Here is a 26,866-nt window from a genome sequence, read left to right as displayed (position 1 = left end):
CGTGGAGGCATGACGACCACGGTAGGGCAGCGGTGTTGCGATTTCGGTCCCGGATGTGACGCTCAGGAAAACGCACTGTCACGCGACGCGGCCGGCGATTCCGCAGCACGCACTTCGCTTGGCTCGTGGAGATGCTCGACCAACGAATATTTCACCATGGTGGACCGCGCGGTTTGCTGAGAACTGTTCCCGCGCTCAATCTTTCGACATGGCATACTGCGTCGATGCAGCAGCTCGAGGCTCATGAGAAGCCACTGGGAAAGATCTTCTGCGGCGACTACGACTTCTCCGTGCCGAACTATCAGCGTCCGTACGCATGGGCTCGGGATCAGGTTGCGGATCTACTCGCCGACCTCACCGGCGCCCTGGGGCGCGACGAGAACGAACCGTATTTCCTCGGCTCATTGGTCTTGGTCAAGAAGCTCGGCCGCCCGGAGGCCGATATCATCGACGGCCAACAGAGGCTGACGACGCTGACGATCCTGTTTTCGGTACTCGCCGAAATGTCCGAAGCTCTCGTTGCCGAGCAGCTGCGAGAACTCATCGTCGAACCGGGCAATGTGCTGCACGGGTTGGATCCCAAACCCCGGATTGCGCTGCGCCCCAAAGATAAGGCATTCTTCGCCAAGTACGTCCAGCAGCCCGGGCGAATCGGCGCGCTGCTCGAACTCGGCGCGAACGAACTCGTCAACGACGCGCAATCCGCGATCCAGGCGAACGCCAGGTACCTGTGGGAGGAGCTGTCCGATCGGCCCGCCGAGCAGCGCCTGGCACTCGCGAAGTTATTGGTCCAAAGGACATTTCTCGTCGTGGTGAGCACACCCGACCTGGCCAGCGCCCACCGGATCTTCAGCGTGATGAACGCGCGCGGACTCGATCTGTCGCCTGCCGATGTGTTCAAGGCCGATGTGATCGGCGATATCGCCGAGAAGTCGCGCGACGACTATGCCCGCAAATGGGAGGATGCGGAAGAGGAACTCGGCCGTGCCGACTTCGCGGAGCTCTTCCAGCACATTCGGATGCTGTTCGACCGCAGGCGAGCGCGCAGCGAGTTACTCGCGGAGTTCCCGAAGCAGGTGCTCGCGCATTTCCGACCGGGCAGAATGCACTCCTTCGTCGACGATGAACTCGTGCCGTTGGCGCGCGCACTGTGCGATATCCGCAGCGCCGACTACCTTGCGCCCAGCGGCGACAGCCAAGCCGGCGAGGCGATCAATGTCTGGTTCCGGCGGCTGAACCAGTTCGATAACAATGATTGGCGTCCCGTCGCGCTGTGGGCACTCAAGAATCATCGCGGCGATCCGGATTTCCTGAGTAAATTCCTGGCGCGTCTGGAACGACTCGCGGCTGCCATGTTCATCCGTCGCGAATACACCACGCCGCGCCAAGAGCGCTACGCCCGGCTCCTCAACGAACTCGCGGAGGGTGCGGGGCTCGATTCACCGACGTTCGAGCTGAATTCGCGTGAGATCGCCGAGACGGTCGCGATGCTCGATGGGGAGGTGTACCTCAATTCGAAGACCCGTAAGTATGTGCTGCTGCGACTCGACGAGTTGCTTTCCGCCGCGGATGGCCCAATCTTCCGGCGGGAGTATATCACCGTCGAACATGTGCTGCCGCAGAAGCCGCCGATCGGTTCCGAATGGCGTGCGAACTTCACCAGCGCACAACGGGCCGAGTGGACCCATCGGCTGGCGAACCTGGTGCTGCTGAATCAGCGAAAGAATTCGCGCGCAGCCAACTTCGAGTTCCAGAAGAAGAAGTCCACCTATTTCACCGGCAAGGACGGTGTCACCACCTTCGCGCTGACATCCCAACTCGGGAGCATTCCGGAGTGGACTCCCGCGGTCGTCGAGGAACGACAGAAGAAGCTGCTCGGGATGCTGACGCGGGAGTGGCGGCTCGAGGAGACTGCCGGTGTGAACGGAGGGTCCGCGCCCCGCCCTTTCGGCCTGAGCTCGCGCCGGAAAGGAGCACCGTAGACGCCGATACCATGCCGTCCGCGAGCCTCGCGAATTTCGAACGGCTTCAACGCGAACCCGTATTCGAGGACGCCACCGAGGTGGTCGCCGCCTACCTCTCGAACGCATTCGACGACCCCCGAGCGGTGGAACTCGACCGCTGGACCCTCACATGCTTCCCTACCACCAACAAATCCAGCACCCACCAGCGCCTATTCACTCTCAACATCGGGCCGATGGAGGTCCTCTACCTGGCCTATGAACTTGTGGACGGGCAGGTGGTCGACTGGGGACTTACCGTGTACGTTTCGCGCTCCGCGCTCGAAGCCGAAACGGGTTGCCAGCTGGTAGAACTCGACGCCCGCAATGATCTGCTGTCGATCCGTGCGACATCCATGGCATCGGCCGAGGACGACGGCGCGGTGATCACCTGCTGGTTCGGCGATGAGGTTGCAGGCGAACAGTTCGATTCTCTTCCGCTCGATGTGACGACAATTCGACCGCTCGTCGATCGCCTCGCCATCAAGGGACCCGGACCCTACCCGCGCTATCACAATCCCTGGTTTGCCGCCCACGTCCTGCAACACCTCGGCCAGGAGTAGTCGTCTCCTGGCGGAGCAGGGGAGTCAGCGCAGAACGAAGCTGCTGATCGTCGAGACGCTGGTCCGGATGACGCTGGCTATCGATACCGCTGCCCGGGTGCTCATGGGCGCAGCCGATCAGGGACACGATCCAGGTTGTGCAGCGGCCGAGCCGGTTCCCCCACGGCGGTCCGGCTGATCAGCGCGGCCGGCTCCGCCCCGGACGACTGAATCCCGGTGCTGCTCAGCGCTTATCCCTCGTGACGGGGGCCGACCGGTCGGGCAGGGTGATTCCGAGTGCGGCGATGACGTCTTCGATGGTCCGTCGATCCCGGTGGCGGCGTCGAGCAGGTCGCGCGTCTGGTCGAGGTGTGGCCGAATCGGTCAGGGCTCGAGCACGTAGCGACCTCGCGTCCCGCCCTTGGCCATGGCCCGGTGGGCGTCGGCGGCCTGGGACAACGGCACGACCGCATGCACTCGGGCCGGCAACCGGCCGGACGCGGCGCGGGCCAGCAGCTTCCCCAGACGAGCACCGTCCGACTGTGTCACCAGCGCGTTCACCCTGATCCCTCGCTCGGCCGCAGGCACGATATTGGGCCGGACGCCGACGAAAGCTCCGCCGTCGCGGACCGGGGTCAGGCCCCACACCTGCTGCGACGTGGTGTCGACGACCGCGTCCCAGCCCGGCTCGGCGTCCGTGACGAAGTCGGCGCCGAGACCGCGTACGAACTGCTCGTCCGCGGCTCGGGCCAGACCGGTCACCCGCCAGCCTCGGTCGGGCGCGATCGAGGCCACATTGGCCCCGATCGCACCAGCCGCACCGGTCACCAGCAACCGGTTGCCGTCGGCGGGGGCGTCGCCGAGGATGTCGACGATTTGCGCCGCACCCAAGCCGTTGAGCGGCACCGTCGATGCCGCGACCAGATCGAGGCCCTCGGGCACCACGGCGAGATCGGCGGCGGGCACGACGAGTTGTTCGGCATAGGTGCCGAAATCGCGGTCGAAACCGAGGACGACACCGGCGACCCGAGTGCCGACGGCCAGGTCCACGCCCGGACCGGCGGCGAGCACGGTGCCGGCGAAGTCCCAGCCCAGGCCGGTGTGGTCGGGCTGGTCGATCATGCCCAGCTCGTGGAAGAACCCGCCAACGACCCCGAGGTCGGTGGGGTTGACCGGCGCGGCCGCGACCGCGACACGGACCTCGCCAGGGCCGGGCTCGGTGCGGGGGACATCGATGATCTCGATCGAGTCGGGTCCGCCCGGTGTGCGGACGACGGCGGCCCGGAAGGTGGGTGTGCTCATGTTTCGCTCCTCCATCAGTTCTGTTCTGATGAGCTCGAGACTGCTCCCGGGGGTTTGGAAGGCACTTGGAGCCGAATTGGAGCGCTCGAAGCGGCGGGCTGCGGCACACCGACGCCGATCTTGCCTTCAGCGTTGCCGCGGAGGCGAAACATGGACGCCGAGAACACGATCGGCGTGTGCTCGGGCATCGGCGGACCAGTGGGGGCGTTCCACAGGTCCGCGATGACAGCGGCCCGGGCGAAGTGGGCGGCGGCCTCGTCGTCCCGGCCGAGGAACAGGGCGAGTTCGCCGAGCGTGTGGGCGACCGGACGCAGGGCCAGAGACACGCTCGCCGCGCCCGCCGGGGGACCGTCTCGGTGAGGGAGCAGGTCGGCGTAGATCTTTTCGGCCGCGTCGCGGTCGTTCAAGGCGACGAGCGCCATCGCGCGCAGGCTCGTCAGGAAGGTGAAGAAGAAGTCGGGCCGGATCGGGCTCGGTGACATGCGGGCCCGGCGTGCCTCGTCGCCGCGGCCGGCGGCGTGGAGGGCGAGCGTGAGCAGGTCGGCGCCCATCGGACCGAGCGCCTCATGCAGAGCGCGCACGTCGTCCAGGTGGTCGCCGAGCGTGCCGTCGTTCAGCCAGATCGCCGCCAGCGCGAGGCGGAGGAATCCGGCGGCGTGCACCGATCCGGCGCGTTCCATGCGTTCGGTGGCCTCGGTGTAGAGGCGCTCGGCGTCGGCCAAGCGTCCCTCGATGAGCATCAGCGTCGCCAGCGCGATCTCGGCGGCGCCGGTTGCCTCCGGCATCCGGTAGGTGCGGGCGAGGTCGAGCGCCTCCCCGGTCACGCGGCGCATGGTCGCCGGGTCGTTGGCCGCGGCGGCGTTCGCGGCCTGGTTGAGCAGACCTGTCACGCGGTAGACGGGAAGGCCGTGCTCGACGCCGATCTCGACCAGCTCGCGAGAGTACTCCTCCCGGCCGGAGTCGCGGGCGAGGACCAGCAGCGCGGCAGCCCTGAGGCGGGGAGAGGTGGCGAGGTCGAGTGCTTCCCGCGCCGCCGCCATGACCGTCGGATCGTTCTCGCCCACCAGCTCGTGGGCGTACGCGATGAGGAGGTGGGACCGCACGTCGGGGGCCAGGCCGGTCCGCTCGAGCAGGCGGCTGAGGCGGTCGACGATGGGACGGTCGACCGTGCCGTATGTGCGGGCCTGCCAGGGGGTGGGCTCGGTCCAGGCGGTGAACGCGGCGATCATCAGGTCGTCGCGGCCGATCGACTCGGCGTACTCCACGGCCTGCTCGCGTGTGTGCCTGGCCGCAGCGAAGGCCCCGGCCCTGACTTGCGCGCGCAGCAGCCTGCCGAGCAGGCCGACGCGCTCGTCCGGTTCGATGGAGTTGGTGACGGCGTCGGTGAGGAGCGCGGCCGCCACGTCGTGGGCATAGCGCGCCTCGGCCAGCTCGGCGGCGCGCACGCAGTAGCCGACCGCCTTCGGCGATCCCGCGCGCGCGTAGTGATGAGCGAGTGCCGCGATGTCGCCGGAGCCTTCCAGCGCCGCGGCGATCCGGGCGTGCATCCTGGTGGTACGCACCCGGCTGACATCGGTGACCAGCGTGTCCCTGACCAGCGCGTGAACGAACCGGACACGACCGGGCCCGGGCTCGTCGAGCAATCCGGCGATGACACCCGCGTCCAGCGCGTCCAGCACGCCGTCCTCGTCGGTGTCGGCGGCCCGCATGAGCACGTCCACCGAGCTTTCCAGGCCGGCTACCGCCGCCAGCCGCAGGACGGACACGCCGCTCTCGGGGAGCCTTGCGAGCCGGCGCCGCAGCACGTCCCGGACACCCTCGGGGACCTCGGAGAGTGCGATCAGCGCGCCCTCGCCGTTGAGCAGCCGCGCGGTCTCTCGCACATAGAACGGGTTGCCGCCGGTCCGCTCGGCGATCCCGGTCACGGTCGTGTCGTTGGCCTCGCACTCGGCGCGTACGAGTTCCGCGACGGCGTCGCGATCGAGCCCGGGCAGGTCCAGTCGGAGGGGCGCGGCGCGGGCGAGGGACGCGAGCGTTGCGGTGAGGTGCTGGCTTTCGTCCGCGCGGTACGCCGCGACGATCAGGATAGGGGCCCGCGTGTCGACGCCGCCGCCGAGCAGTTCCAGCATGGCGGCGTCCGCCCAGTGCAGGTCGTCCAGGACGATGGCGACCGGACGGTCGGCGGCCGCCGCCGAGAGCCAGGTCCAAACGGCTTGCCGCAGCCGGAACCGCCCGGCCGCCGCGTCGCCGTTCACCGGCGCGGAGTCGCTGAGCAACGGTGCCAGGTCGTCGGCGAACTCGCCGGGCGGAACGCTCACGGCGACCGTCCGCAGGACCTCGACCCATGCCCATGCGGGCGGCGCGCTGTCCACGTCGGGACAGCGCCCGGCGGCCACGAGCCAGCCGCCCTGTCCGAGCCGCGCACCGAGTTGCTCGAGCAGCGTCGACTTGCCGAGCCCCGCCTCCCCGGTGACGAGCGCGATGCGCACCCCATCGGCGGCGGCCTCCCCGGCGGCCGCCACCAGCGCCGCAAGCTCGCTCTCCCGGCCCACGAACGTTGTTGCACCTGGCTCGCTTTTCGGTGGCGGCGCGGTTGCCTGGGACCGGGGTGTGCCCGCTGGGGGCGGGGGGACGGCCGCGCGGAGGACGTCCGTGCGTTGGGTGAGGATCGCCTCTTCCAGGGCCACCAGGTCCGGGCCGGGGTCGAGGCCCAGCTCGTCGGCGAAGGTGGCGCGGGCGCGGCGGAGCGCTGCCAGGGCGTCGGCTTGGCGGCCGTTGCTCCACAGCGCGAGGGCGTGCAAGCGCCAGCCCTCCTCGCGCAGGGGATGGTCGCGAGTGAGGCTCTCCGCATCGGGCACCACCGTCGCGGGCTGGCCGAGCCGCAGTCCCGCCGCGATGCGCAGTTCGCGGGCGACCAGGCGCAGCTCGTCGAGCCGGGCGGTCTCGGCGACGGCCCACGGCTCGTCGGCGACCTCGGCGAACGCAGGTCCCCGCCACAGCGCCAGGGCCTCGTCCAGCCGGACGCGAGCGTCACGCGGATCAGCGAGCGTGCGGGCCCGGTCGAGCAGCTCCTCGAAGCGCCATGCATCCACCGCATGCTGCGGCAGCCGCAATGCGTAGCCGGGCGACGCGCTCACCAGCAGGCGGGCCGGTGTCCGTGACGGGCGGCCGGGTTCCAGCAGGCGGCGCAGGTTGGACACGTAGGCCTGCAACGACGCCAGAGCGCGCGATGGCGCTTCGCCGCGCCACAGGTCCTCGATCATCCGGTCGACCGGTACGACCTGCCCGCGCGCGGCCACCAGCAGGGCCAGCACGCCGCGCTGCCGCGGTCCGCCGAGGGGAAGGGGCTCGCCGCCGGCCTCGGCCGCGAACGAGCCCAATACCCGGATGAAGACCATGACGTGGCACATCGTACGCGCGGCCGCGTCAAGCGTTCCAAGTCGGCTCCTAGTGCCTTCCAAACCCCCAGGAGCAGTCTCGAGCACATCGAAAACCGTTGAAGGGCAGGAACAGATGAGCGTCAACACCCAGGACATGGAGATCGTCCACCGCGCCTTCCGTCGCGAGTCACGACTGCTGATGCAGCTCGTCGCGGCGGTCGCCCCGGGTGACACCGCGCGCGCCGAGGTGATCGCCGACCACTTCCGCGACTACCGGCTGGGACTGAAGAACCACCACGAGGGCGAGGACGAACTCCTGTGGCCACCGCTGCTGTCCCGGGTCGATCTGGGGGCGGACATCATCCTGCGCATGCAGGCCCAGCACGAGCGCGTCGAAGCCACACTGGCCAGTCTGGACGCCTCGGTCCCGGCGTGGGAGGTCACGGCCGGAGCCGACGAACGTGACACCCTCGTAGCGGTCCTCGCCGATCACCGGGCGGTCTTGCTCGAACACCTCGACGACGAAGAGGCCACTCTTCTTCCCCTCGCGGCCGAGTACATCACCGAAAAGGAATGGGCTTCCCTGGGCGGCCATTTGGTGGCCAAGACGCCCAAGCTCACCCTGCTCACGCTCTTCGGCCTCGTCCTGGAAGAAGCCAATCGGGCGGAACGCGCCATGCTCCTCGGCGGCCTCCCCGCACCGGTACGCGCCATCTGGCACGTCATCGGTCGCCCCCGCTACGCCCGCCACATTCGCCGCGTGCGCTCGGTCTGACCACCGAGCAGCCCCCTCGCCTGCGCCGCGTCCGTCCGGCTGCCGACCGGAGTGCAGACGGTCCCAGGCCGCCGACGCCCACCGGGACCGCCAACGCGGAGCGCGGGGACGCTACGCGCTCACGCCCTGACCGGCCCTCCCGAGATCCTTCATCCGCACCGTCGCTTTGCGGACCGGCCTGCGGTCGCCACCCAACGGAATCCCTCCGACTACGAACTGAGGAGAACAATCATGACGAGATACCGCTTGACCACCCTGCTGGCCGTGATCTCCGCGGCCGCACCGTTGTACTTCGGGCTGAGCTTCCTGCTCGATCCCGGAAGCGCCCCCGAAGGTTACGGCATCGAGCCTTGGCCGACCGGCAACGCGGACGGCTACTTCGTCGTCAAGGGCGTGCGCGACATCGGAGCCGCGGCCGTCATGTTCCTCCTGCTCGGCCTCGGCCAGCGTCGTATTCTCGGCTGGGTCGTGCTGATCAACGCCGTGATACCGACCGGCGACGCACTGGCGGTGGTCACGCACGGCGGCACCACGGCAACGGCGCTGACTGTGCACGGCTCGGCATTGGCGTTCGTCTTGCTGACCGCCGCACTCCTGCTGACAGAGCGGCCGCAAGCCGCGAGCGCCGGATTCCGCGCGAATGTGCACAGCGACACCACTTCACCAGGTCACCGGCACTGAGCCGCTTCTCCGGCGGCCCGGATGGTGAGATCCTGATCTTGGAGGGGGCGAGTAGCGCAAGAAGGTAGTGCGATGTCGAAGTCCGGCGGCAAAGCGGTAGTCACGCCAGCGGCGGCGGATCCAGCACAACCACAACCACTTTCGTGATGCCCTGGGACCTCACCCTAGGGCATCACTGCGTTACCGCCGAATTCCGGCCGGTTGCGTCACTACCCCCGCCTCCCAGCTGCTCGACTGCCCCGCCTCCGAGGTGCACGTGATGGTCGACGGCGCGATTCGTCATGGCACCGGAACGGCGCTGGGGAGCGAATTACGTTGATACGCACGGTCAATCGGAAATCGGGTTCGACATCACGCGACTGCTCGGGCTCGAGCTCTGCCGCGTGCCGAAGTGCCTCGTGGGCGGTGCCGGATCTGGCCGGTGCGGGCGGCCCGACGCAGCAGGACGGCGGTGGGCACCAGGCAGACCAGCAGCGCGAACAGGCTGGTCTCCGGCCCGAATGCGCCGCCGGTCAGCAGGGAGGACCCGGACAGTGTGGTTTGCAGCAGGCCGTGGGACGCGGTGCCCGAGCCGGACACCGTGACACCGAAGACACCGGCCTGGATGAAGTTCCAGCCGAAGTGCAGGCCGATCGGCAGCCACAGTGAGCGGGTCGCGACGTAGGCGGCGGCGGTCAGGGTTCCGCCGGTCACGGCGATCGAGAGCGTGCCCAGCAGCGTGGCGTCGGCATTGACCAGGTGTGCCGCGCCGAACAGCAGCGCGGAGACGACCAGCGCGACCACGGTGCCGGCACGTTCCTCCAAGATGCGGAACACGATCCCGCGGAACAGGGTCTCCTCGGCGACCGCAACGGCCGCCATCGCGCCAGCGGTCGCGAGGAAACCGTCGACCGAGCCCCAGGACAGGCCCTGCCAGCCACCGAACGCCGCGATGAGCAGCATCACCGCGGTAAACAGGCCGGACCCCAGCAACATCCCACGCCACAACCAGGACCACGTGCCCGCGGTCGCGAGTTCGGGGACGCTCGGGCGCGACTCGACGGTTCGCGACAGCCAGCGGTAGCCGACCACCCCGGCGCCGGCCAGACCGATCCCCACCGGCAGCGCGAGCGCCGGGACGGGCGCGACGAGCCGGTCGATCCCGGCGAACGCCGCGATCACGCCGAGCAACACCAGCACCAGGACGGGGAACCGGAACCTGCGCAACCGGCGCCGGCCGGTGGACAGTTCAGCGTGTGGGAGCGCGCTGCCCGCACGATTTATGGGTCTCATGATTCCGATCCCTGTCTGCTGGAGGGTTTTCGCAATGGCCACGGACGGCGCAACCGACAGTAGGCAGCCGGAGCCCACCGTGACATCACGCTGGAGGGGGCGATGGCGGTAGCTCTGGCGGGGGAGGACGACGGTGCCGGATAGCTCCAAAGGTGCGCGGGGTGTGGTCGAGTCTCTCGGACTAGAACCGCTCGCTGTCTTCGAACCGCCGATGTCAGTCGTCCTCGTCGGGGGTGTCCGGGTCGCGCAGCGGTCGGTAGGCACCGCCCAGGTCGGGCAGGTGGAAGCTGTAGTGGCCTTGCAGCCGAATGTGTTTGCGAATGAACGCCGACAGCCGGGCGGGGTCCTCCCGGCGCGACGAACTCGGCGTACGGCCGACGGGTTGCGGCGGCCTACCGGGCGGCCTCGCCGAGGCCGATCCCGAATTACTGCCGCGATCGGCGCTGGTCACCGGAAATAGTCCCGGATCCGAGAAGCGACGGCGATCCCAGTTGCTGTGCCGTAGCGCTTCGTTCGAATGCGGGTAGGCTGGTGCGGAAATCAGCGCCGATTTCGTCGGGAGTGCGAGGATGTCCGATACCGGCATACGCCGTGTTGCGCTTGCGGACGCGACCTTGGATGTCGACGTCCGCGGGACGGGCGAGGTGGTTGTCCTGATCCAGACGGGTCTGGTGGCCGACGAGTGTGCACCACTCGCCGAGCGATTGGCGCTGCGGCACGGATTCCGGACGGTGCGGTATCACCGGCGCGGATACGGCGGGAGCAGCCCCGATCGCGGCCCGGGATCGATCGACCGCGACGCCCTCGACTGTGCACGACTATTGGCTGCGCTGGAGATCGAGAGCGCACATGTCGTAGGCCTGTCCTACAGCGGCGCTGTCGCTTTGCAGCTCGCGGCGACCGTGCCCGCCTGCGTACGCACGGTGTCGCTGATCGAACCGCCGCCCGTGCATATCCCCGCCGCTACCGAATTCCGCGCCGCGAATGCACAACTCGTCGAAACGTACCGTCGGCACGGACCGGTGGCGGCCCTCGATCAGTTCATGACCAGGACTATCGGGGCCGACTGGCGGCGCACCATGGACGAGCTGCTGCCGGGTAGCGTCGCAGGGCTCGAAGGGGATGCCGACACATTCTTCGGGGCCGATCTGCCCGCACTGCTGTCCTGGCATTTCACCGCCGCGGACGCGGCAACGATCACCGAGCCGGTGCTCTATCTCGGCGGGACGGTGAGTGGTTCGTGGTTCGCCGAGGTTCGTCAACTGGTCGGACGATGGCTGCCGCACGCCGAAGAGGTGATCCTCCCCGGCGCCGATCATTCCCTGGCGTTGACCCATGCACCACAACTAGCTGCGGCGATCGCGGCCTTTCTACGCCGCCACCCGGTCCTCATTCCATCCTGACGACAACGGCCGCAGCACCTTCCGGTGCTGCGGCCGTCGCGGTCGGATTCAGCGGGCGAAGGTCACCGCTCGGTCGGCGAGGTCGAGCAGGGGTTGCGGGAGAATGCCGAGGACGAGGGTGGCGGCCGCGGTGCTGGCGACGATCGTCGAAGTGAGGACCGGCGTGACGACCACCGGAGCGTCGGTGGGTGGGTCGGTGAAGAACATCAGCACGATCACCCGGATGTAGAAGAAGGCGGCGATGGCGCTACATATGACACCAACGATGACGAGATAGGTGGCATCACCGGAGGCGGCGGCTTCGAAGACAGCGAATTTGGAAACGAAGCCGCTGGTCAGTGGGAGCCCGGCGAAGGAGAGCAGGAACAGGGCGAAGATGGAGGCCAATAGGGGATTGGTGCGGCCCAGCCCCGCCCACTGCGGCAGCGTGGTGGCTTCGTCACCGTCGGCGCCGCGGACGAGGGAGACGGCGGCGAAGGCGCCGACGGTGCCCAGACCATAGGCGACGAGGTAGAACTGGACCGCGGAGACACCGGCATCCTCGGCCGCCACCAATCCGATGAGGATGAATCCGGCGTGGGCCACCGACGAATACGCGAGCATGCGTTTGACGTCGGTCTGAGTGATGGCCATGACCGCGCCGACAACCATGGTGGCGATGGCGACAGCGGCGAAGATGGGACGCCAGTCGTCGCGCAGACCCGGAACCGCGACGTGCAGAATGCGCAACAGCGCACCAACCGCGGCGATCTTGGTGGCGGCGGCCATGAATGCGGTGATCGGGGTGGGGGCGCCCTGATAGACGTCGGGAACCCAGGACTGGAACGGCACTGCGCCGATCTTGAACAGCAGGCCAACCGCCAGCATGGCGATGCCGAGCACCGCGAGCATGGCATTCGACGGGTGCTCGGCGATGGCGTCGGCGATGCCCGCGAGCTTCACGGTGCCCGCCTGCCCGTACAGCAGCGCTACGCCGTAGAGGAAGAAGGCCGACGAAAACGCACCGAGCAGAAAGTATTTGAGCGCCGACTCCTGGGAGAGCAGCCGCCTGCGGCGGGCCAGCCCGCACAGCAGATACAGCGGCAGCGAGAGCACCTCGAGCGCGACGAACATGGTGAGAAGGTCGTTGGAGGCGGGGAAGAGCAGCAATCCGCCGACCGCGAGCATGGTCAGCGGGAAGACCTCGGTGGTGGCGATACCCGCACGGACGGCGGCGGTTTCGTCGGCGCTACCGGGCACCGCTGCGGCCTGCGGGGTGAAGGCGTCCACGCCGCGGCCGACGGTGGCAGCGGCCAGACTCCAGGTGCCGGGCCCGGAGCGGGCCTCGACCGAGCGTTCGGCGCCGCGCTCGGCGATGAAGAGCACGCCGAGGACGGCGACCACGAGGATTGTGCCCTGCAGAAATAGCGTCACCCCGTCGATGGCGACCGCGCCGACCGCCGCGGTGGCCTCGGTGCCCGCCAGCATGACCACGGCCATCAGCGCCGCCGCCAAACCGGCCAGCCCGAGCAGCACTTGGGTTCCGTAGCGGTAGCGCCGCGGTACAAACGCCTCCACAAGGACGCCGATGACCGCCGCGCCGAAGACGAGCAGCATGGGGGAGAGGGTGCTGTATTCGATGCTCGGCGCGGGCACGGTGGCGGCGAGCACGGTTCCGTAGTCGTGGGAAGTCACTTATGCCGTCCTTATCAGGGAGACCCGGGCCGCGAGGGCGATGAGCCCCGCAACGAGCAGGAGGGAGCGAAGAAGCCTCACTTGTGGCCGCCCCCTTGCTGATTCGCCGCGCCCGCCTCGGGGAGGGCGGGCACCGACGGTTCCGGATCGTGCTTGCCGATGGTGGTGAGGGTTTGGCTCACCGCGGGGTTGATGAATTCCAGCACCGGTTTCGGGTAGACGCCGAGGAAGAGCAGGGCGACGACCAACGGCGCCACCACGACTATTTCCCTGGGAAGGAGGTCGTAGATGTACTCGTTGCCCTTCTTCACTGGGCCGGTCATCATCCGCTGGTAGAGCCACAGCACATACAGGGCGGCCAGCACCAGTGCGCTTGTCGCGAAGATCGCGGCGACCTGGTAGCGGCTGAAAGTGCCGACCAGGACCAGGAATTCGCTGACGAACGGCGCGAGACCGGGCAGCGAGAGGGTGGCGAGACCGGCGATGAAGAAGGTGCCGGCCAGGACCGGCGCAACCTTCTGCACACCGCCGTATTCGGCGATGACGCGGGTGCCGCGACGCGAAACCAGGAATCCGGCGATCAGGAACAGCGCGGCGGTGGAGATGCCGTGGTTGACCATATAGAGCGTGGCTCCGGTCTGCGCCTGGTTGGTCATGGCGAAGATGCCGAGGATGATGAATCCGAAGTGCGAGATCGAGGTGTAGGCGATCAACCGCATGACATCGGTCTGCCCGATCGCGAGCAGTGCGCCGTAGATGATGCCGATGACGGCGAGTGTGATCACCAGCGGCGCATAGGTGCTCGACGCGTCGGGGAACAGCAGCAGACAGTAGCGCAGCATGCCGAAGGTCCCGACCTTGTCGACGACCGCCATCATCAGCACCGCACTGGACGGGGTGGCCGCGACCGCGGCGTCGGGCAGCCAGGTGTGCAACGGCCACAGGGGCGCCTTCACCGCGAAGGCGAACATGAAGCCGAGGAACAGCGCGTTGAGTACCGCCGGGTCCGCCCCGAGCTGTCCGGAGTTCGCGGCGGCCATCACCGCGCGAAAGTCGAAGGTGCCCGCCCCGCCGTGGCCCAAGCCCTCGCTCGCGGTGACGACATACAGGCCGATGACCGCGGCCAGCATGATCAATCCGCCGAACAGGTTGTACAGGAGGAACTTCACCGCTGCCCGCGAACGCTGCTGGCGCAGTGCCAGATCCTTGGTCCGGGGCCCGAAACCGCCGATGAGGAAGTACATCGGGATCAGCATCGCCTCGAAGAACACATAGAACAGCAGGATGTCCAGTGAGACGAAGGAGACCAGCACCATCGCCTCGACGAGCAGGATGAGCGCCACATAGGTGTGCGCGACTCGTCTGCCGCTGCCCACCTCCCGCTCGTCGGTCCATCCCGCCACGATCAGCAGCGGCACCAGCACCGTAGTGAGCAGCACCAACACCAGCGCGATCCCGTCGAGGCCGAGCGTGTACCCGGCGCCGAAGGCCGGAATCCACTCGTGTGACTCGACGAACTGATATTGCGCCCCACCGGGTTCGAATCGCATCGCCAGCACGACGCTGAACGCCAGCACCGCCACCGAAACCATCAGTGCCACACTGCGTGCCAGGGTGCGCCGGGCGGCGGGCAGCATCAGCACCATGGCCGCGCCGACCACCGGCAACACCCACAGCGTCGTCAACCAGGGAAAGTCACTCACCAGAGCCTCACTGCCAGCAGGGCTGCGGCCACCAGGGCCGCGCCGGTGAACATGGACAGGGCATACGACCGCACGAACCCGGTCTGGACTCGGCGGATGCGGGCCGAGAGCCCGCCGATCATGGCGGCGGTGCCGTTGACGATCCCGTCGATGCCGCGGTTATCGAGGAAGACCAGCGCGCGTGTCAGATGCTGGCCGGGTCGCATGAACGCGCCTTCGTTGATCGCGTCACCGTAGAGATCCTTGCGTGCCGCGACGGTCAGAGCGCTCACCATCGCCGGTTCCGGTGCGGTTTCGGGGATTTCCCGCTGCGCGAACTGGTTGTAGGCGACGGCGACACCGACCGCGACCACCATCAGCGCCAGCGCGGTGACCACGCCCGCGGGCACCACCTCCTCGCCGTGGTGCGCACCGACCACCGGTTCCAGCCAGTTCTGGAGGGAGGAACCCATGACGAAGAGCAGGCCGGAGCCAACGGATCCGAAGGCCAGCAGGATCATCGGCCCGGTCATCACCGTGGGGGACTCGTGCGGATGAGTATCGGGCTTCCACCGGCGTTCGCCGAAGAAGGTCATCATCATGACCCGCGTCATGTAGAACGCGGTCAGACCCGCACCGAACAGCGTGACGGTTCCGAGCGCAATTCCGCCGACGCCGCCCTGGTTGAACGCCGTCTCGATGATCTTGTCCTTGGAGAAGAACCCGGCGAACGGTGGCACCCCGATGATCGCGAGATAACCGAGGCCGAAGGTGACGTAGGTGATCGGCAACAGTGTGCGCAGTCCGCCGTAGCGCCGCATATCGGTTTCGTCGTCCATCGCGTGCATCACCGACCCTGCGCCGAGGAACAGCCCGGCCTTGAAGAAGCCGTGGGTGAGCAGGTGCATGATCGCGAAGGCGTAGCCCGCGGGCCCGAGCCCGGCGGCCAGCACCATGTACCCGATCTGGCTCATGGTGGACGCGGCGAGCGCCTTCTTGATGTCGTCCTTGGCGCAGCCGATGATCGCACCGAAGAGCAAGGTCACCGCGCCGACCAGCACTACACCGAGCCGTGCGTTCGGCGCCAGATCGAAGATGGGGTTGGACCGGGCGATCAGGTACACACCGGCGGTGACCATGGTGGCCGCGTGGATGAGCGCCGACACCGGGGTCGGGCCTTCCATCGCATCCCCGAGCCAGGACTGCAGCGGCACCTGCGCGGATTTGCCGCACGCCGCGAGCAGCAGCAGTAGCCCGATGGCGGTGAGCACACCTTCGCCGGCGCCCGGCGCCGCGTCGAAGACGGGACCGAACCCGATGGACCCGAAGGTGCTGAACATGACCATCATGGCCAACGCCAGACCCATGTCACCGACCCGGTTGACCACGAACGCCTTCTTGGCCGCCGTTGCCGCCGAGGGCTTTTCGTACCAGAAGCCGATCAGCAGGTAGGACGCCAGACCCACCCCTTCCCAGCCGAGGTAGAGCACCAGGTAGTTATTGGCCAGCACCAGCAGCAGCATGGCCGCCAGGAACAGGTTGAGGTAGGCGAAGAATCGCCGCCGCGCCGGATCGTCGGCCATATAGCCGATGGAGTAGATGTGGATCAGCGATCCCACACCGGTGATCAGCAGCGCGAAACACATGGACAGCTGGTCCAATTGGAGCCCGAAGTCGATCTGTAGACCGGTCACCGGGACCCAGCTGAACATATCCAGGTGCACCGCGCGGTTCGCGGTGTCGCGGCCGAGCATGTCGAAGAACGCCCACGCGGCGACCCCGAAGGAGGCGAGCGCGGCCAGGCTGCCGAGCCAGTGGCCCCAACGGTTACCGAGGCGTCCGATCAGCAGCAGGATGACGGCGCCTGCCAGCGGCAGGGCGGGCAGCAACCAGAGCGCTGCCGTCTCTTGGAGAGTCCCGGTCATATCAGAACTTCAGCAGGTTGGCGTCGTCGACCGAGGTCGAACGGCGGGCACGGAAGATCGTCATGATGATGGCGAGGCCGATCACCACTTCGGCGGCGGCGACCACCATGGTGAAGAACGCGAAGATCTGGCCGTCCAGATTCGAATGCATCCGCGCGAAGGTGACGAATGCGAGATTGACCGCGTTGAGCATCAATTCGATGCACATGAAGACCACGATGGCGTTGCGCCGCAGCAGCACGCCCGCCGCCCCGATGGTGAACAGCAAGGCGGACAGGAACAGGTAGTTCTCGAGATTCACCGGTTGCCTTCCTCGTCAGCGGGCTCGTCGCCGTTGGTTGCGTTCGCCGAACCGACCGAGATGACGGCCGCCTCGGTCAGCGCCCGATTCCTGCGGTGGCGCAGGATGGTGCTGACCGACAGTTCCTCGAACGATCCGTCCGGCAGCCGGGCCGGGATGTCTACCGCGTTGTGGCGCGCGTACACGCCGGGTGTGGGCAGCGGGGTGGCGCGCTGCGTGGTGTCTCGGAAACGCCTACGCGACATTTCGCGCTGGTCCAGCCGCGGCCCGAACCGTTCACGGTGGGCCAACACCATGGCGCCGATGGTTGCGGTGATGAGCAGTGCACCGGTGAGTTCGAAGGCCCACACGTAACGCACGAAGATCAGCTCGGCCAGTTCGCCGATCACGTCGCGACCGGGGAACCCTTTCGCGGGGAAGGCGATTCCGGAGTTACGGATTCCGCTCGCGATGCCGCTGATCAGCAGAACGCCGAAGCCGAGCCCGACCGCGGCGGCGGCGATCCGCTGCCCGCGCAGGGTTTCCTTCAACGATTCGGCGGAATCGACGCCGACCAGCATGAGGACGAACAGGAACAGCATCATCACCGCGCCCGTGTAGACCACGATCTGGACCACGCCGAGGAACAACGCGTCCTGGACGATGTAGAACATGGCCAGCGCGATCATGGTGGCGGCCAGGCAGATCGCGGAGTGCACGGCCTTGGCGGCGAAGACCATGCCCAATGCCCCGATCACGGCCAGTGGGGCCAGGATCCAGAACTGCACGGCCTCACCGGTGGAGGTCCGGGTCAGTGGCTCGGCGGCCAGCAGAAGCGTCACCGTGCCCCTCCTTCCACGCCTGCGGTCGCGGGCTTCTTGGTCTCGTCGGCGTCGGACTGTTCCCCGCCGGGAACATTGCCGCGGTAGTAATCACCTTCGGTCGCACCGGGATACATGGCGTGCGGCGGCGCGCTCATGCCGGGTTGCAGCGGCGCGAGCAGCCGGTCCTTCTCGTAGATCAGATCGGCCCGGTTGTCGTCGGTGAGCTCGTAGTCGTTGGTCATGGTCAGCGCCCGAGTCGGGCAGGCCTCGATGCACAGGCCGCAGCCGATGCAGCGCAGATAGTTGATCTGGTAGACCCGGCCGTAGCGTTCGCCGGGCGAAAAACGTTCCGACTCGGTGTTGTCCGCGCCCTCGACGAAGATGGCGTCGGCAGGGCAGGCCCAGGCGCACAGCTCGCAGCCGATGCACTTCTCCAGTCCGTCCGGATGCCGGTTGAGCTGGTGACGTCCGTGGTAGCGGGGCGCGGTCGGCACCTTCTGTTCCGGGTAGTACTCGGTGTTCGGCTTCTTGAACATGGTGGCCGCGGTGACGGCGAAACCGGCCAGCGGTTCGAATAGACCGGCCTTGGCGACGTCGCGGGTGTGTACGTCGGCGGGCAGCGGTGGAGTCGGGAAGCCCAGGAATACAGCGGAACCCGACGGCGCTGGTTCCTCGACCGGCGGGGGCATCCCGGGCGCGCGGCCCGCGCGCAGGAACAGCGCCACCATCAGCCCGGAAACCACCAATCCACCGATCACCAGCGCGGGCGTCTCGGCGTGATAGCCCTCCGGCAGCACTCTGGCCCCGGCCACCAGCATCACCCACAGCAGCGACACCGGGATCAGCAGTTTCCAGCCGAGTGCCATGAACTGGTCGTAGCGCAGCCGGGGCAGTGTTCCGCGCAGCCAGATGAAGACGAACAGGAATGTCCACACCTTGGCGGTGAACCAGAGCAGACCCCACCAGCCAGAATTCGCGCCCGGCCACATGTTGATCGGCCACGGCGCGTGCCAGCCGCCGAGGAACAGTGTGGTCGCCAACGCGGAAACCGTTGCCATATTGACGTATTCGGCGAGCATGAACATGGCGAACTTGAGCGACGAGTACTCGGTGTGGAATCCGCCGACCAACTCGCCCTCGGCCTCGGGCAGATCGAACGGCGCTCGGTTGGTCTCGCCGACCATCGAGACGCAGTAGATGAGGAACGACGGCAGCAGTAAGAAGACGAACCAGGTGCCGTATTGCGCGGAGACGATGCCGGAGGTGGCCATGGTGCCCGCGTGCAGGAAGACCGCCGCGAAACACAATGCCATCGCGATCTCGTAGGAGATCACCTGTGCGGTCGAGCGCAGGCCACCGAGCAGCGGGTAGGTCGAACCGGAAGACCACCCGGCCAGCACGATGCCGTACACGCCGATCGAGGTGATCGCGAGGATGTACAGCACCGCCACCGGCAGGTCGGTGAGTTGCAGTGCGGTGGTGTGACCGGCGATGGATACCTCGCCGCCGAAGGGGATCACCGCGAAGGCCATGAACGCAGGGATCACCGAAATGATCGGGGCCAGGATGTAAATGGGCTTGTCGACGATGGCCGGGATGATGTCCTCTTTGAGGGCCATCTTCACGCCGTCGGCGACCGCCTGCAACGAACCCTTGGGGCCGACCCGGTTCGGGCCGACGCGCATCTGCATGCGCGCCACGATCTTTCGTTCCGCAACCACGGCGATCATCGGTGTGAGCAGCAGGAAGACGAAGATGGCCAAGGACTTCGCGATGACCAGCCACAGCGGATCGTGGCCGAAGACGGCGAGCGTGTCGGGCCCGTAGGCGGTAGCTTGCGTGGTCACCGAGGGCACCACGGTCGCCGTGAAGAACAGAGCCGGATCACTCATGGCGGTGCTCCTTCGTCTTCTCGTTGACGCGCCGGAGTTGGACGACACCGCCCGGCTGGGTGGCGAGTTGTTCGGGAACCGAGCATCCGGGGGAGTTCATCGGCAGCCAGACCACCCGGTCGGGCATCTCGGTGATCAGCAGCGGGAGCGTGACCAGGCCGCGGTGGGTGCCCACGGTGACGGGATCCTCGTCGACGGCGCCGATTTCGGCCGCGGTGGCCGCGGACATTCGAATCACCGGTGGCCGGGCGAGGCCGGCCAGGTTCGGTTCGCCGTCCTGCATCCGGCCCTGGTCCAGCAGCATCCGCCAGGAGGCCAGCAGTGCGGTGCCCGCATTGGGCTGGGTGACCGGGTGTGGGCGATGCGCCGGCGCGGCGACGGGCTGGCCGTCCCAGGCTCCCAACTCGGCCAGCTCGGCGCGGGCCGCCGCGGCGTCCGGCAGTCCGAGCCGGACCTTCATCTCATCGGAGATCGCTTGCAGTACTCGCTGATCCGAGAGCGGCGCGGACCGGCGGCGGACCGTCGAATCGCCGAGTGCGGCCTCGAATCGCCGTGGCCTGCCCTCCCAGGTGCGGAAGGTGCCCTCCTTCTCCATGGTGGAGGCCACCGGGAAGACCACGTCCGCGCGGTCGGTGACGGGGCTGTGCCGCAATTCCAGGCTGACCACGAACCGGGCCGCGTCAATGGCGGCCAGCGCGGCACTCGGGTCGGGCAGATCGGTGATATCGACGCCGCCGATGACGAGTGCGCCGAGACCCGGCGCCGCTTCCAGGATGGCGGCGGTGTCCCGACCCGCGGTGACCGGCAGTTCGGGAACATTCCAGACCGTCCGAACCTGCTGTCGCGCCAGCGGATCCACCACCGGACGACCACCGGGCAGCAGTCCGGGCAATGCGCCCGCCTCGACCGCGCCGCGCTCACCCGCGCGCCGCGGCACCCAGGCCAGTGCGGCGCCGGTCTCGTCGGCGAGCCGGACCGCGGCCGAGAGCGCACCGGGAATCCCGGCCAGGCGCTCGCCGACCATGATTACCGCGCCGGGTTGCCGCAACAGTTGTGCTGCCGTCGCCAGCTCGGCGGCGTCCGGGCCGGAGGGGTCGGTGTCGCCGGTGCGCAGCGCGTCCATCAGATGTGGTTCGGCGCCGGGCATGGCAGCCAGCAGGGTGCCCGACATCCGTTCCAGTCCGCGGGAGGCGTAGGGCGCCATCGAGAAGATGGGCATGCGGCGTTTGCGGGCGGCTTTACGCAGCCGCAGGTAGACGATCGGCGACTCTTCCTCCGGTTCGAATCCGGCGAGCAGAACGATCGGGGCGCGCTCCAGGCTGTCGTAGTCGACGGTGACTCCCTGCCCCGCCACCCGGGCCGCCAGGAAGTCCGCCTCCTCCGCCGAGTGGCCGCGCGATCGGAAGTCGATATCGTTGGTGCCCAGTGCGATTCGGGCGAATTTGGCGTAGGCGTAGGCGTCCTCTTCGGTGACCCGGCCGCCGACGAGAACGCCCGCGTTGCCGAATGCGGCGGCCAAACCCTCCGCGGCGGCGGCGAGCGCCTCGGACCAGGAGGCCGGATGCAGGGTGCCGTCCCAGCCGCGCACCATCGGGGTGTCGATCCGGTCGCGTTCGGTGGCGTAGGCGAAGGCCCAGCGGCCCTTGTCGCAGTTCCACTCCTCGTTCACCTGCGGGTCGTCACCGGCCAAGCGCCGCAACACTTTTCCACGGCGGTGGTCGGTGCGCTGGGCGCATCCCGAGGCGCAGTGTTCGCAGACGCTCGGGCTGGAGACCAGGTCGAACGGCCGGGCCCGGAACCGGTAGCTGGTGCCGGTGAGGGCGCCGACCGGGCAGATCTGCACGGTGTTGCCGGAGAAATAGGAATCGAAGGGTTCCGCCTGCGCGGTGCCCACCTGCTCGAGCGCGCCGCGATCCATCAGTTCGATGAACGGATCCCCGGCCACCTGCTGGGCGAATCGGGTGCAGCGGGCGCACAGTACGCAGCGTTCCCGGTCCAGCAGTACCGCGGTCGACAGTGGAATCGGCTTGGGGTAGGTGCGTTTCACGCCCTCGAACCGGGTCTCCGGGCGTCCGGAGGACATGGCCTGATTCTGCAGCGGGCATTCGCCGCCCTTATCGCAGACCGGGCAGTCCAACGGATGATTGATGAGCAGCAGTTCCATCACCCCCGCCTGCGCTTTGTCGGCGACCGCGGAGGTCAACTGGGTGTGCACCACCATGCCGTCGCTGACGGTCTGGGTGCAGGAGGCGACCGGCTTGCGCTGGCCCTCCACCTCGACGAGGCACTGGCGGCAGGCGCCGACCGGATCGAGCAGCGGATGGTCGCAGAAGCGCGGGATCTGGATGCCGATGAGTTCGGCGGCCCGGATCACGAGCGTGCCCGCGGGCACGCTGACGGAAGTGCCATCGATGACAACGGTGACCAGGTCGGCGGGTACCAGCCTGCTGGTATTCGCGTTGACGGTAGCTGGCCCACCCGTCGCCCGACCGCCGCCCCCCAACGAATCGCTACGCGATGCTGTACTCATCGGACCTCTCCTGCCCATGCGGTGGACCGCGCCGGATCGAACGGACAGCCGCCGATCCGCAGATGGTCGGCGTACTCCTCGCGGAAGTACTTCAGCGAGGAGAGAATCGGACTGGCAGCGCCGTCGCCGAGGGCGCAGAACGATTTGCCGTTGATGCTGTCGCTGATATCGAGGAGCTTGCCGAGATCGGATTCGGTGCCGCGGCCCTCCTCGACGCGCTTCAGCAGCTGGACGAGCCAGTAGGTGCCCTCCCGGCACGGCGTGCACTTGCCACAGGATTCGTGCGCGTAGAACTCCATCCAGCGCAGCACCGCGCGCACCACGCAGGTGGTCTCGTCGAAGATCTGTAATGCCTTGGTGCCCAACATGGATCCGGCCCCGGCGACGCCCTCGTAGTCGAGCGGGACGTCTAGGTGCTCGTCGGTGAACAGCGGTGTCGACGAACCGCCGGGAGTCCAGAACTTCACCCGGTGCCCGGCGCGTACGCCGCCCGCATAGCCGAGCAGTTCGCGCAGCGTGATGCCGAGCGGCGCCTCGTACTGGCCGGGGCGAGCCACGTGCCCGGACAGCGAATAGAGAGTGAAACCCGGCGACTTCTCGCTGCCCATGGAACGGAACCACTCGGTTCCGTTGAGGATGATGGGTGGAACGCTGGCAATGGACTCGACATTGTTCACCACGGTGGGGCAGGCGTAGAGGCCCGCGACGGCGGGGAACGGCGGCCGCAGCCTGGGCTGTCCGCGGCGGCCCTCGAGCGAATCCAGCAGCGCGGTCTCCTCGCCGCAGATGTAGGCGCCCGCGCCGGCATGCACGATGAGTTCCAGGTCGTAGCCGGAGCCGAGGATATCGCGGCCGAGCAGGCCCGCCGCGTAGGCCTGGGCGACCGCGGCCTGCAGCCGCCGCAGCACCGGCACCACCTCACCGCGAAGGTAGATGAACGCGGTGTCGGCCCGGATCGCATACGACGCGATGACGATGCCCTCGATGAGTGTGTGCGGCGTGGCCAGCATGAGCGGAATGTCTTTGCACGTACCGGGTTCCGACTCGTCGGCATTGACCACCAGATAGTGCGGCTTGGCGACGCCGTCCGGCCCGGGCCCCTGCGGGATGAAGCTCCACTTCATCCCGGTCGGGAAGCCCGCGCCGCCGCGACCGCGCAGTCCCGCGTCTTTGACGGTCTGGATGACCGCGTCCGGTTCCATCCGCAGTGCCTTGCGCAGTGCCCGGTAGCCGTCGTTGCGCCGATAGGTGTCGAGGGTCCAGGACTGCGGATCGTCCCAGTGCTTGGTGAGTACGGGTGTCAGGGTCATCGGGCGCCCTCCGGCTTCGGTTGCGGGGCGTGCATATCCCGCTCCTGAGCGATGCGTAGCCCGGCCAGGGTGGCCTCGCCCGCGGCGCCGTCGAGCACCCCGGGGCGTTCGTCCGGGAATCCGGCCAGAATGCGCGCGGTCTGCTTGAAGGTGCACAGCGGCGCGCCACGGCTGGGCGTCACCTGCTGCCCCGCGCGTAACGCATCCACCAGGGCCTGCGCCGATTCCGGGGTCTGGTTGTCGAAGAACTCCCAGTTGACCATCACGACCGGCGCGAAATCGCAGGCCGCGTTGCACTCGACATGCTCGAGGGTGATCGCGCCGTCCGCGGTGGTCTCACCGTGCCGGATGCCCAGGTGCCGTTCCAGTGCCGCGAGGATGGCGTCGCCGCCCATGACCGCGCACAGCGTGTTGGTGCAGACCCCGACGTGATAGTCGCCGGTCGGCGCGTTCCGGTACATGGAGTAGAAGGTCGCGACCGCCGTGACCTCGGCGCCGGTCAATCCGAGCTGGTCGGCACAGAATTCGATGCCGGTTCCGGTGACGCATCCGTCCTCGGACTGCACCAGGTGTAGCAGTGGCAGCAGCGCCGACCGGGGGTGTGGGTAGCGGCCGATGATCTCCTTCGCGTCGCCCTCCAGTCGCGCCCGCACGAACGGCGGATACGGCTCGGGCCGGGTGGAAAGTTTGAGCAGGATTTCTGTCATCGGTCGACACCACCCATCACCGGGTCGATGCTGGCGACGGAGGCGATCACATCGGCGACCATGCCGCCCTCGCACATCGCCGACACCGCTTGCAGATTCGTGAACGAAGGATCGCGATAGTGGACCCGGTACGGGCGGGTGCCGCCATCGCTGACCATATGGACGCCGAGTTCGCCGCGCGGCGATTCCACCGCCGTGTACACCTGGCCCGCCGGAACCCGGAGGCCCTCGGTGACCAGTTTGAAGTGGTGGATGAGTCCCTCCATGGACGTGCCCATGATCTTGCCGATGTGCTTGGGCGAGTTGCCGAGTCCGTCCGGGCCGAGTTGCAGGTCGGCGGGCCAGGCGATCTTCTTGTCGTCCACCATCACGGGGCCCGGCCGCAGCTTGTCCAGGCACTGCTCGACGATCTTGAGCGATTCCTTCATCTCCTCCACCCGGATCAGGTAGCGGCCGTAGCAGTCGCAGCCGGTGGTGGTGGGGATGTCGAATTCGTAGTTCTCGTATCCGCAATAGGGCTGGGCCTTGCGCAGGTCGTGCGGCAGGCCGGTGGCGCGCAGTACCGGACCGGTGATGCCGAGCGCCATACAGCCGGTCAGATCCAGGTATCCGACATCCTGGGTGCGGGCCTTCCAGATGGGGTTCTGGGTGAGCAGATGCTCCATGTCCCGCAGCCGTTTCGGCAATAGATCCAGCAGTTCCCGGACCTTGGTGACGCCGTCGTCCGGTAGGTCTTGGGCGAGGCCACCGGGCCGGATGTACGCGTGGTTCATGCGCAGGCCGGTGATGGTCTCGAACACGTCCAGAATCAATTCGCGTTCGCGGAAGCCGAAAAGCATCGGGGTGAGCGCACCCAGCTCCATGCCGCCGGTGGCCAATGCCACCAGGTGCGAGGAGATGCGGTTGAGCTCCATGAGCAGGACCCGGACGATGGTGGCGCGTTCCGGGATCTGCTCGGTGATGTCGAGCAACTTCTCCACGCCGAGGCAGTAGGCGGTCTCGTTGTAGAAGGGGGAGAGGTAGTCCATTCGGGTCACGAAGGTGACGCCCTGCATCCAGTTCCGGAATTCGAGGTTCTTCTCGATGCCGGTGTGCAGGTAGCCGATGCCGCAGCGGGCCTCGGTGACGGTCTCGCCCTCGATCTCGAGGATGAGCCGCAGCACGCCGTGCGTAGACGGATGTTGCGGACCCATATTGACGACGATGCGCTCTTCGCCTGCGCCGCCGAGGGTTTCGGAGACGGTCTCCCAGTCCTGACCGGCGACGGTGACCACCGTGGGCTCTGGTTTCATAGCGGGCTCCGGCCCGGAGTCGTTGTGCACGCCGGGCCTGGTATCGGTGTCGTTCACTAGCTGTACGCCCTCCGCTCGTCGGGCGGCGGGATGCGCGCGCCCTTGTATTCGACCGGGATCCCGCCGAGCGGGTAGTCCTTGCGCTGGGGGTGGCCACGCCAGTCGTCCGGCATCGTGATGCGGGTCAGCGAGGGGTGGCCGTCGAAGAGGATGCCGAAGAAGTCGTAGGTCTCCCGTTCGTGCCAGTCCACGGTGGGGTAGACCTCGAACAGCGAGGGGATGTGCGGGTCGGCGTCCGGCGCCGACGCCTCGAGCCGCAGCCTGCGGTTGTGGGTGATCGACATGAGCGGGTACACCGCGTGGAGTTCGCGGCCCGCGTCGTCCGGGTAGTGCACGCCGCTGACGCCGAGGCACAGCTCGAAACGAAGTGCGGGGTCATTCCGCAATGCCATGGCGACCGACACCAGGTGCTCGCGCCGCACATGCAGGGTGAGTTCGCCGCGGAAGACGACCACCTGCTCGATCGCGACCTCGAAGGCGGCGTCCGTGCCCGCCAGCGCGGCGCGCAGCGCGTCCACCAGGTCGTCGAAGTAGCCGCCGTACGGCGCGGGAGTACTGCCGGGCAGCGTCACCGGCCGGACGAGACGCCCGTAGCCGGAGGTGTCGCCACTGCCGGAAGTCCCGAACATGCCACGGCGCACGGCGATCACCTCTTCGCCCGCCTGCTCCGGTTCCTCCGGGGGGAGCGTGCCCTCGGGCCCGGCGGTCGCCGCGGCGTCGGTATCGGCCTGCGGCGAACGGGTTTCGATGTTGTCGGGGGTGTCGAAGGTCATCGCAGCAGACCCTCCATCCGGATGGTCGGTGTCGATGCCAGGGCGGCCTGCTCTGCGGCGCGGATCGCTTCCTCGCGGTTGACGCCGAGCGGCATCTCCTGAATCTTCGCGTGCAGTGCCAGAATCGCGTTGAGCAGCATTTCCGGGCGGGGCGGGCAGCCGGGCAGATAGATGTCGACCGGTACCACATGGTCGACGCCCTGCACGATGGCGTAGTTGTTGAACATGCCGCCCGACGATGCGCAAACGCCCATCGCCAGTACCCATTTCGGTTCGGTCATCTGGTCGTAGACCTGGCGCAGCACCGGCGCCATCTTCTGGCTGACCCGCCCGGCGACGATCATCAGATCGGCCTGGCGGGGCGAGGCGCGGAACGCCTCCATGCCGAACCGCGCAATGTCGAAACGACCTGCGCCCGTGGCCATCATCTCGATGGCGCAGCAGGCGAGGCCGAAGGTGGCGGGCCATAGGGAGCCCTTGCGCAGATATCCGGCGAAATCTTCCACCGTGCTCAGCAGGAAGCCGCTGGGCAGCTTTTCTTCGAGACCCATATCCGACTACT

21 protein-coding genes and 1 pseudogene are annotated in these 26,866 nt (G+C 67.8%); 5 read left to right on the top strand and 17 right to left on the bottom strand.

Going from position 1 to position 26,866, the window contains the following annotated elements; all coding sequences use genetic code 11:
• Positions 1-224 precede the first annotated feature (224 nt).
• Both AB0H61_RS34125 and AB0H61_RS34120 read left to right on the top strand, forming a co-directional pair.
• Positions 225-1,982 carry a DUF262 domain-containing protein gene (locus tag AB0H61_RS34125; RefSeq protein ID WP_357311879.1) on the top strand — a complete coding sequence of 586 codons (1,758 nt, stop codon included), beginning with the start codon at positions 225-227 and terminating at the stop codon, positions 1,980-1,982.
• A gap of 80 nt (positions 1,983-2,062) precedes the next feature.
• Entirely contained in the window at positions 2,063-2,563 is a 501-nt protein-coding gene (locus AB0H61_RS34120) for a hypothetical protein (protein WP_357311878.1), read from the top strand.
• A gap of 363 nt (positions 2,564-2,926) precedes the next feature.
• Here the strand turns inward: AB0H61_RS34120 and AB0H61_RS34115 are convergent, their stop codons facing one another.
• Complete coding sequence (locus AB0H61_RS34115) at positions 2,927-3,844, bottom strand: NADP-dependent oxidoreductase (RefSeq protein WP_357311877.1); 918 nt, start codon at positions 3,842-3,844, stop codon at positions 2,927-2,929.
• 14 nt (positions 3,845-3,858) lie between these two features.
• Entirely contained in the window at positions 3,859-7,380 is a 3,522-nt protein-coding gene (locus tag AB0H61_RS34110) for a BTAD domain-containing putative transcriptional regulator (protein ID WP_357311876.1), read from the bottom strand.
• Here AB0H61_RS34110 and AB0H61_RS34105 point away from each other — a divergent pair.
• Positions 7,358-7,999, top strand: coding sequence for a hemerythrin domain-containing protein (locus AB0H61_RS34105; protein ID WP_357311875.1), 642 nt, complete (start codon positions 7,358-7,360; stop codon positions 7,997-7,999). The genes AB0H61_RS34110 and AB0H61_RS34105 overlap by 23 nt on opposite strands.
• A 231-nt stretch (positions 8,000-8,230) precedes the next feature.
• Positions 8,231-8,680: a DUF4267 domain-containing protein gene (locus AB0H61_RS34100; protein WP_357311874.1), complete on the top strand. Its 450-nt coding sequence runs from the start codon at positions 8,231-8,233 to the stop codon at positions 8,678-8,680.
• Positions 8,681-9,031: 351 nt separating this feature from the next.
• Here the strand turns inward: AB0H61_RS34100 and AB0H61_RS34095 are convergent, their stop codons facing one another.
• Positions 9,032-9,952 (bottom strand): type II CAAX endopeptidase family protein, encoded by a 921-nt coding sequence (locus AB0H61_RS34095; protein WP_357311873.1) that lies wholly within the window; start codon positions 9,950-9,952, stop codon positions 9,032-9,034.
• 214 nt (positions 9,953-10,166) lie between these two features.
• Complete coding sequence (locus tag AB0H61_RS34090; protein WP_357311872.1) at positions 10,167-10,403, bottom strand: hypothetical protein; 237 nt, start codon at positions 10,401-10,403, stop codon at positions 10,167-10,169.
• 118 nt (positions 10,404-10,521) lie between these two features.
• Here AB0H61_RS34090 and AB0H61_RS34085 point away from each other — a divergent pair, with 118 nt between their 5' ends.
• Positions 10,522-11,355, top strand: a complete 834-nt coding sequence (locus AB0H61_RS34085; RefSeq protein ID WP_357311871.1) for an alpha/beta hydrolase — start codon at positions 10,522-10,524, stop codon at positions 11,353-11,355.
• A 48-nt stretch (positions 11,356-11,403) separates the two neighbouring features.
• Here the strand turns inward: AB0H61_RS34085 and nuoN are convergent, their stop codons facing one another.
• The 13 genes and pseudogenes from nuoN to AB0H61_RS34020 all read right to left on the bottom strand — a co-directional run bounded on the left by nuoN (position 11,404) and on the right by AB0H61_RS34020 (position 26,855).
• Positions 11,404-13,029 carry an NADH-quinone oxidoreductase subunit NuoN gene (gene nuoN / locus AB0H61_RS34080; RefSeq protein WP_357311870.1) on the bottom strand — a complete coding sequence of 542 codons (1,626 nt, stop codon included), beginning with the start codon at positions 13,027-13,029 and terminating at the stop codon, positions 11,404-11,406.
• A 77-nt stretch (positions 13,030-13,106) separates the two neighbouring features.
• The gene (locus tag AB0H61_RS34075; protein ID WP_357311869.1) at positions 13,107-14,732 is read right to left on the bottom strand and encodes an NADH-quinone oxidoreductase subunit M; all 1,626 of its coding nucleotides are present in this window, start codon (positions 14,730-14,732) and stop codon (positions 13,107-13,109) included.
• Complete coding sequence (gene nuoL / locus AB0H61_RS34070) at positions 14,729-16,636, bottom strand: NADH-quinone oxidoreductase subunit L (protein ID WP_357311868.1); 1,908 nt, start codon at positions 16,634-16,636, stop codon at positions 14,729-14,731. The genes AB0H61_RS34075 and nuoL overlap by 4 nt, the downstream gene beginning before the upstream one ends.
• A 1-nt stretch (position 16,637) precedes the next feature.
• On the bottom strand, positions 16,638-16,937 hold the full coding sequence (nuoK, locus tag AB0H61_RS34065) for an NADH-quinone oxidoreductase subunit NuoK (RefSeq protein WP_357311867.1): 300 nt from the start codon (positions 16,935-16,937) through the stop codon (positions 16,638-16,640).
• A complete protein-coding gene (locus AB0H61_RS34060) occupies positions 16,934-17,758 on the bottom strand; it encodes an NADH-quinone oxidoreductase subunit J (RefSeq protein WP_357311866.1) in 825 nt (274 codons plus the stop codon). Before AB0H61_RS34060 ends, nuoK begins: the two co-directional genes overlap by 4 nt.
• Positions 17,755-18,306, bottom strand: coding sequence for an NADH-quinone oxidoreductase subunit NuoI (gene nuoI / locus AB0H61_RS34055; RefSeq protein ID WP_357311886.1), 552 nt, complete (start codon positions 18,304-18,306; stop codon positions 17,755-17,757). The genes AB0H61_RS34060 and nuoI overlap by 4 nt, the downstream gene beginning before the upstream one ends.
• Before the next feature lie 19 nt (positions 18,307-18,325).
• Positions 18,326-19,632: pseudogene (gene nuoH / locus AB0H61_RS34050) on the bottom strand (NADH-quinone oxidoreductase subunit NuoH); the annotation flags it as partial.
• Complete coding sequence (locus AB0H61_RS34045; protein WP_357311865.1) at positions 19,625-22,162, bottom strand: NADH-quinone oxidoreductase subunit G; 2,538 nt, start codon at positions 22,160-22,162, stop codon at positions 19,625-19,627. The gene AB0H61_RS34045 and the pseudogene nuoH, both read right to left, overlap by 8 nt.
• Positions 22,159-23,472, bottom strand: coding sequence for an NADH-quinone oxidoreductase subunit NuoF (gene nuoF / locus AB0H61_RS34040; RefSeq protein WP_357311864.1), 1,314 nt, complete (start codon positions 23,470-23,472; stop codon positions 22,159-22,161). Before nuoF ends, AB0H61_RS34045 begins: the two co-directional genes overlap by 4 nt.
• On the bottom strand, positions 23,469-24,179 hold the full coding sequence (gene nuoE / locus AB0H61_RS34035) for an NADH-quinone oxidoreductase subunit NuoE (protein WP_357311863.1): 711 nt from the start codon (positions 24,177-24,179) through the stop codon (positions 23,469-23,471). Before nuoE ends, nuoF begins: the two co-directional genes overlap by 4 nt.
• Complete coding sequence (locus AB0H61_RS34030) at positions 24,176-25,471, bottom strand: NADH-quinone oxidoreductase subunit D (RefSeq protein WP_357311862.1); 1,296 nt, start codon at positions 25,469-25,471, stop codon at positions 24,176-24,178. The genes nuoE and AB0H61_RS34030 overlap by 4 nt, the downstream gene beginning before the upstream one ends.
• Positions 25,472-25,527: 56 nt before the next feature.
• Positions 25,528-26,304, bottom strand: coding sequence for an NADH-quinone oxidoreductase subunit C (locus tag AB0H61_RS34025; protein ID WP_357311861.1), 777 nt, complete (start codon positions 26,302-26,304; stop codon positions 25,528-25,530).
• Positions 26,301-26,855, bottom strand: coding sequence for an NADH-quinone oxidoreductase subunit B (locus AB0H61_RS34020; RefSeq protein WP_209892550.1), 555 nt, complete (start codon positions 26,853-26,855; stop codon positions 26,301-26,303). The genes AB0H61_RS34025 and AB0H61_RS34020 overlap by 4 nt, the downstream gene beginning before the upstream one ends.
• Positions 26,856-26,866: the final 11 nt, after the last annotated feature.

It is taken from the genome of Nocardia sp. NPDC050710 (assembly GCF_040654375.1).
Lineage (GTDB): Bacteria > Actinomycetota > Actinomycetes > Mycobacteriales > Mycobacteriaceae > Nocardia.
Note: the sequence above shows the minus strand (reverse complement) of the source record. Positions and strands in the feature narration are given on the sequence as shown.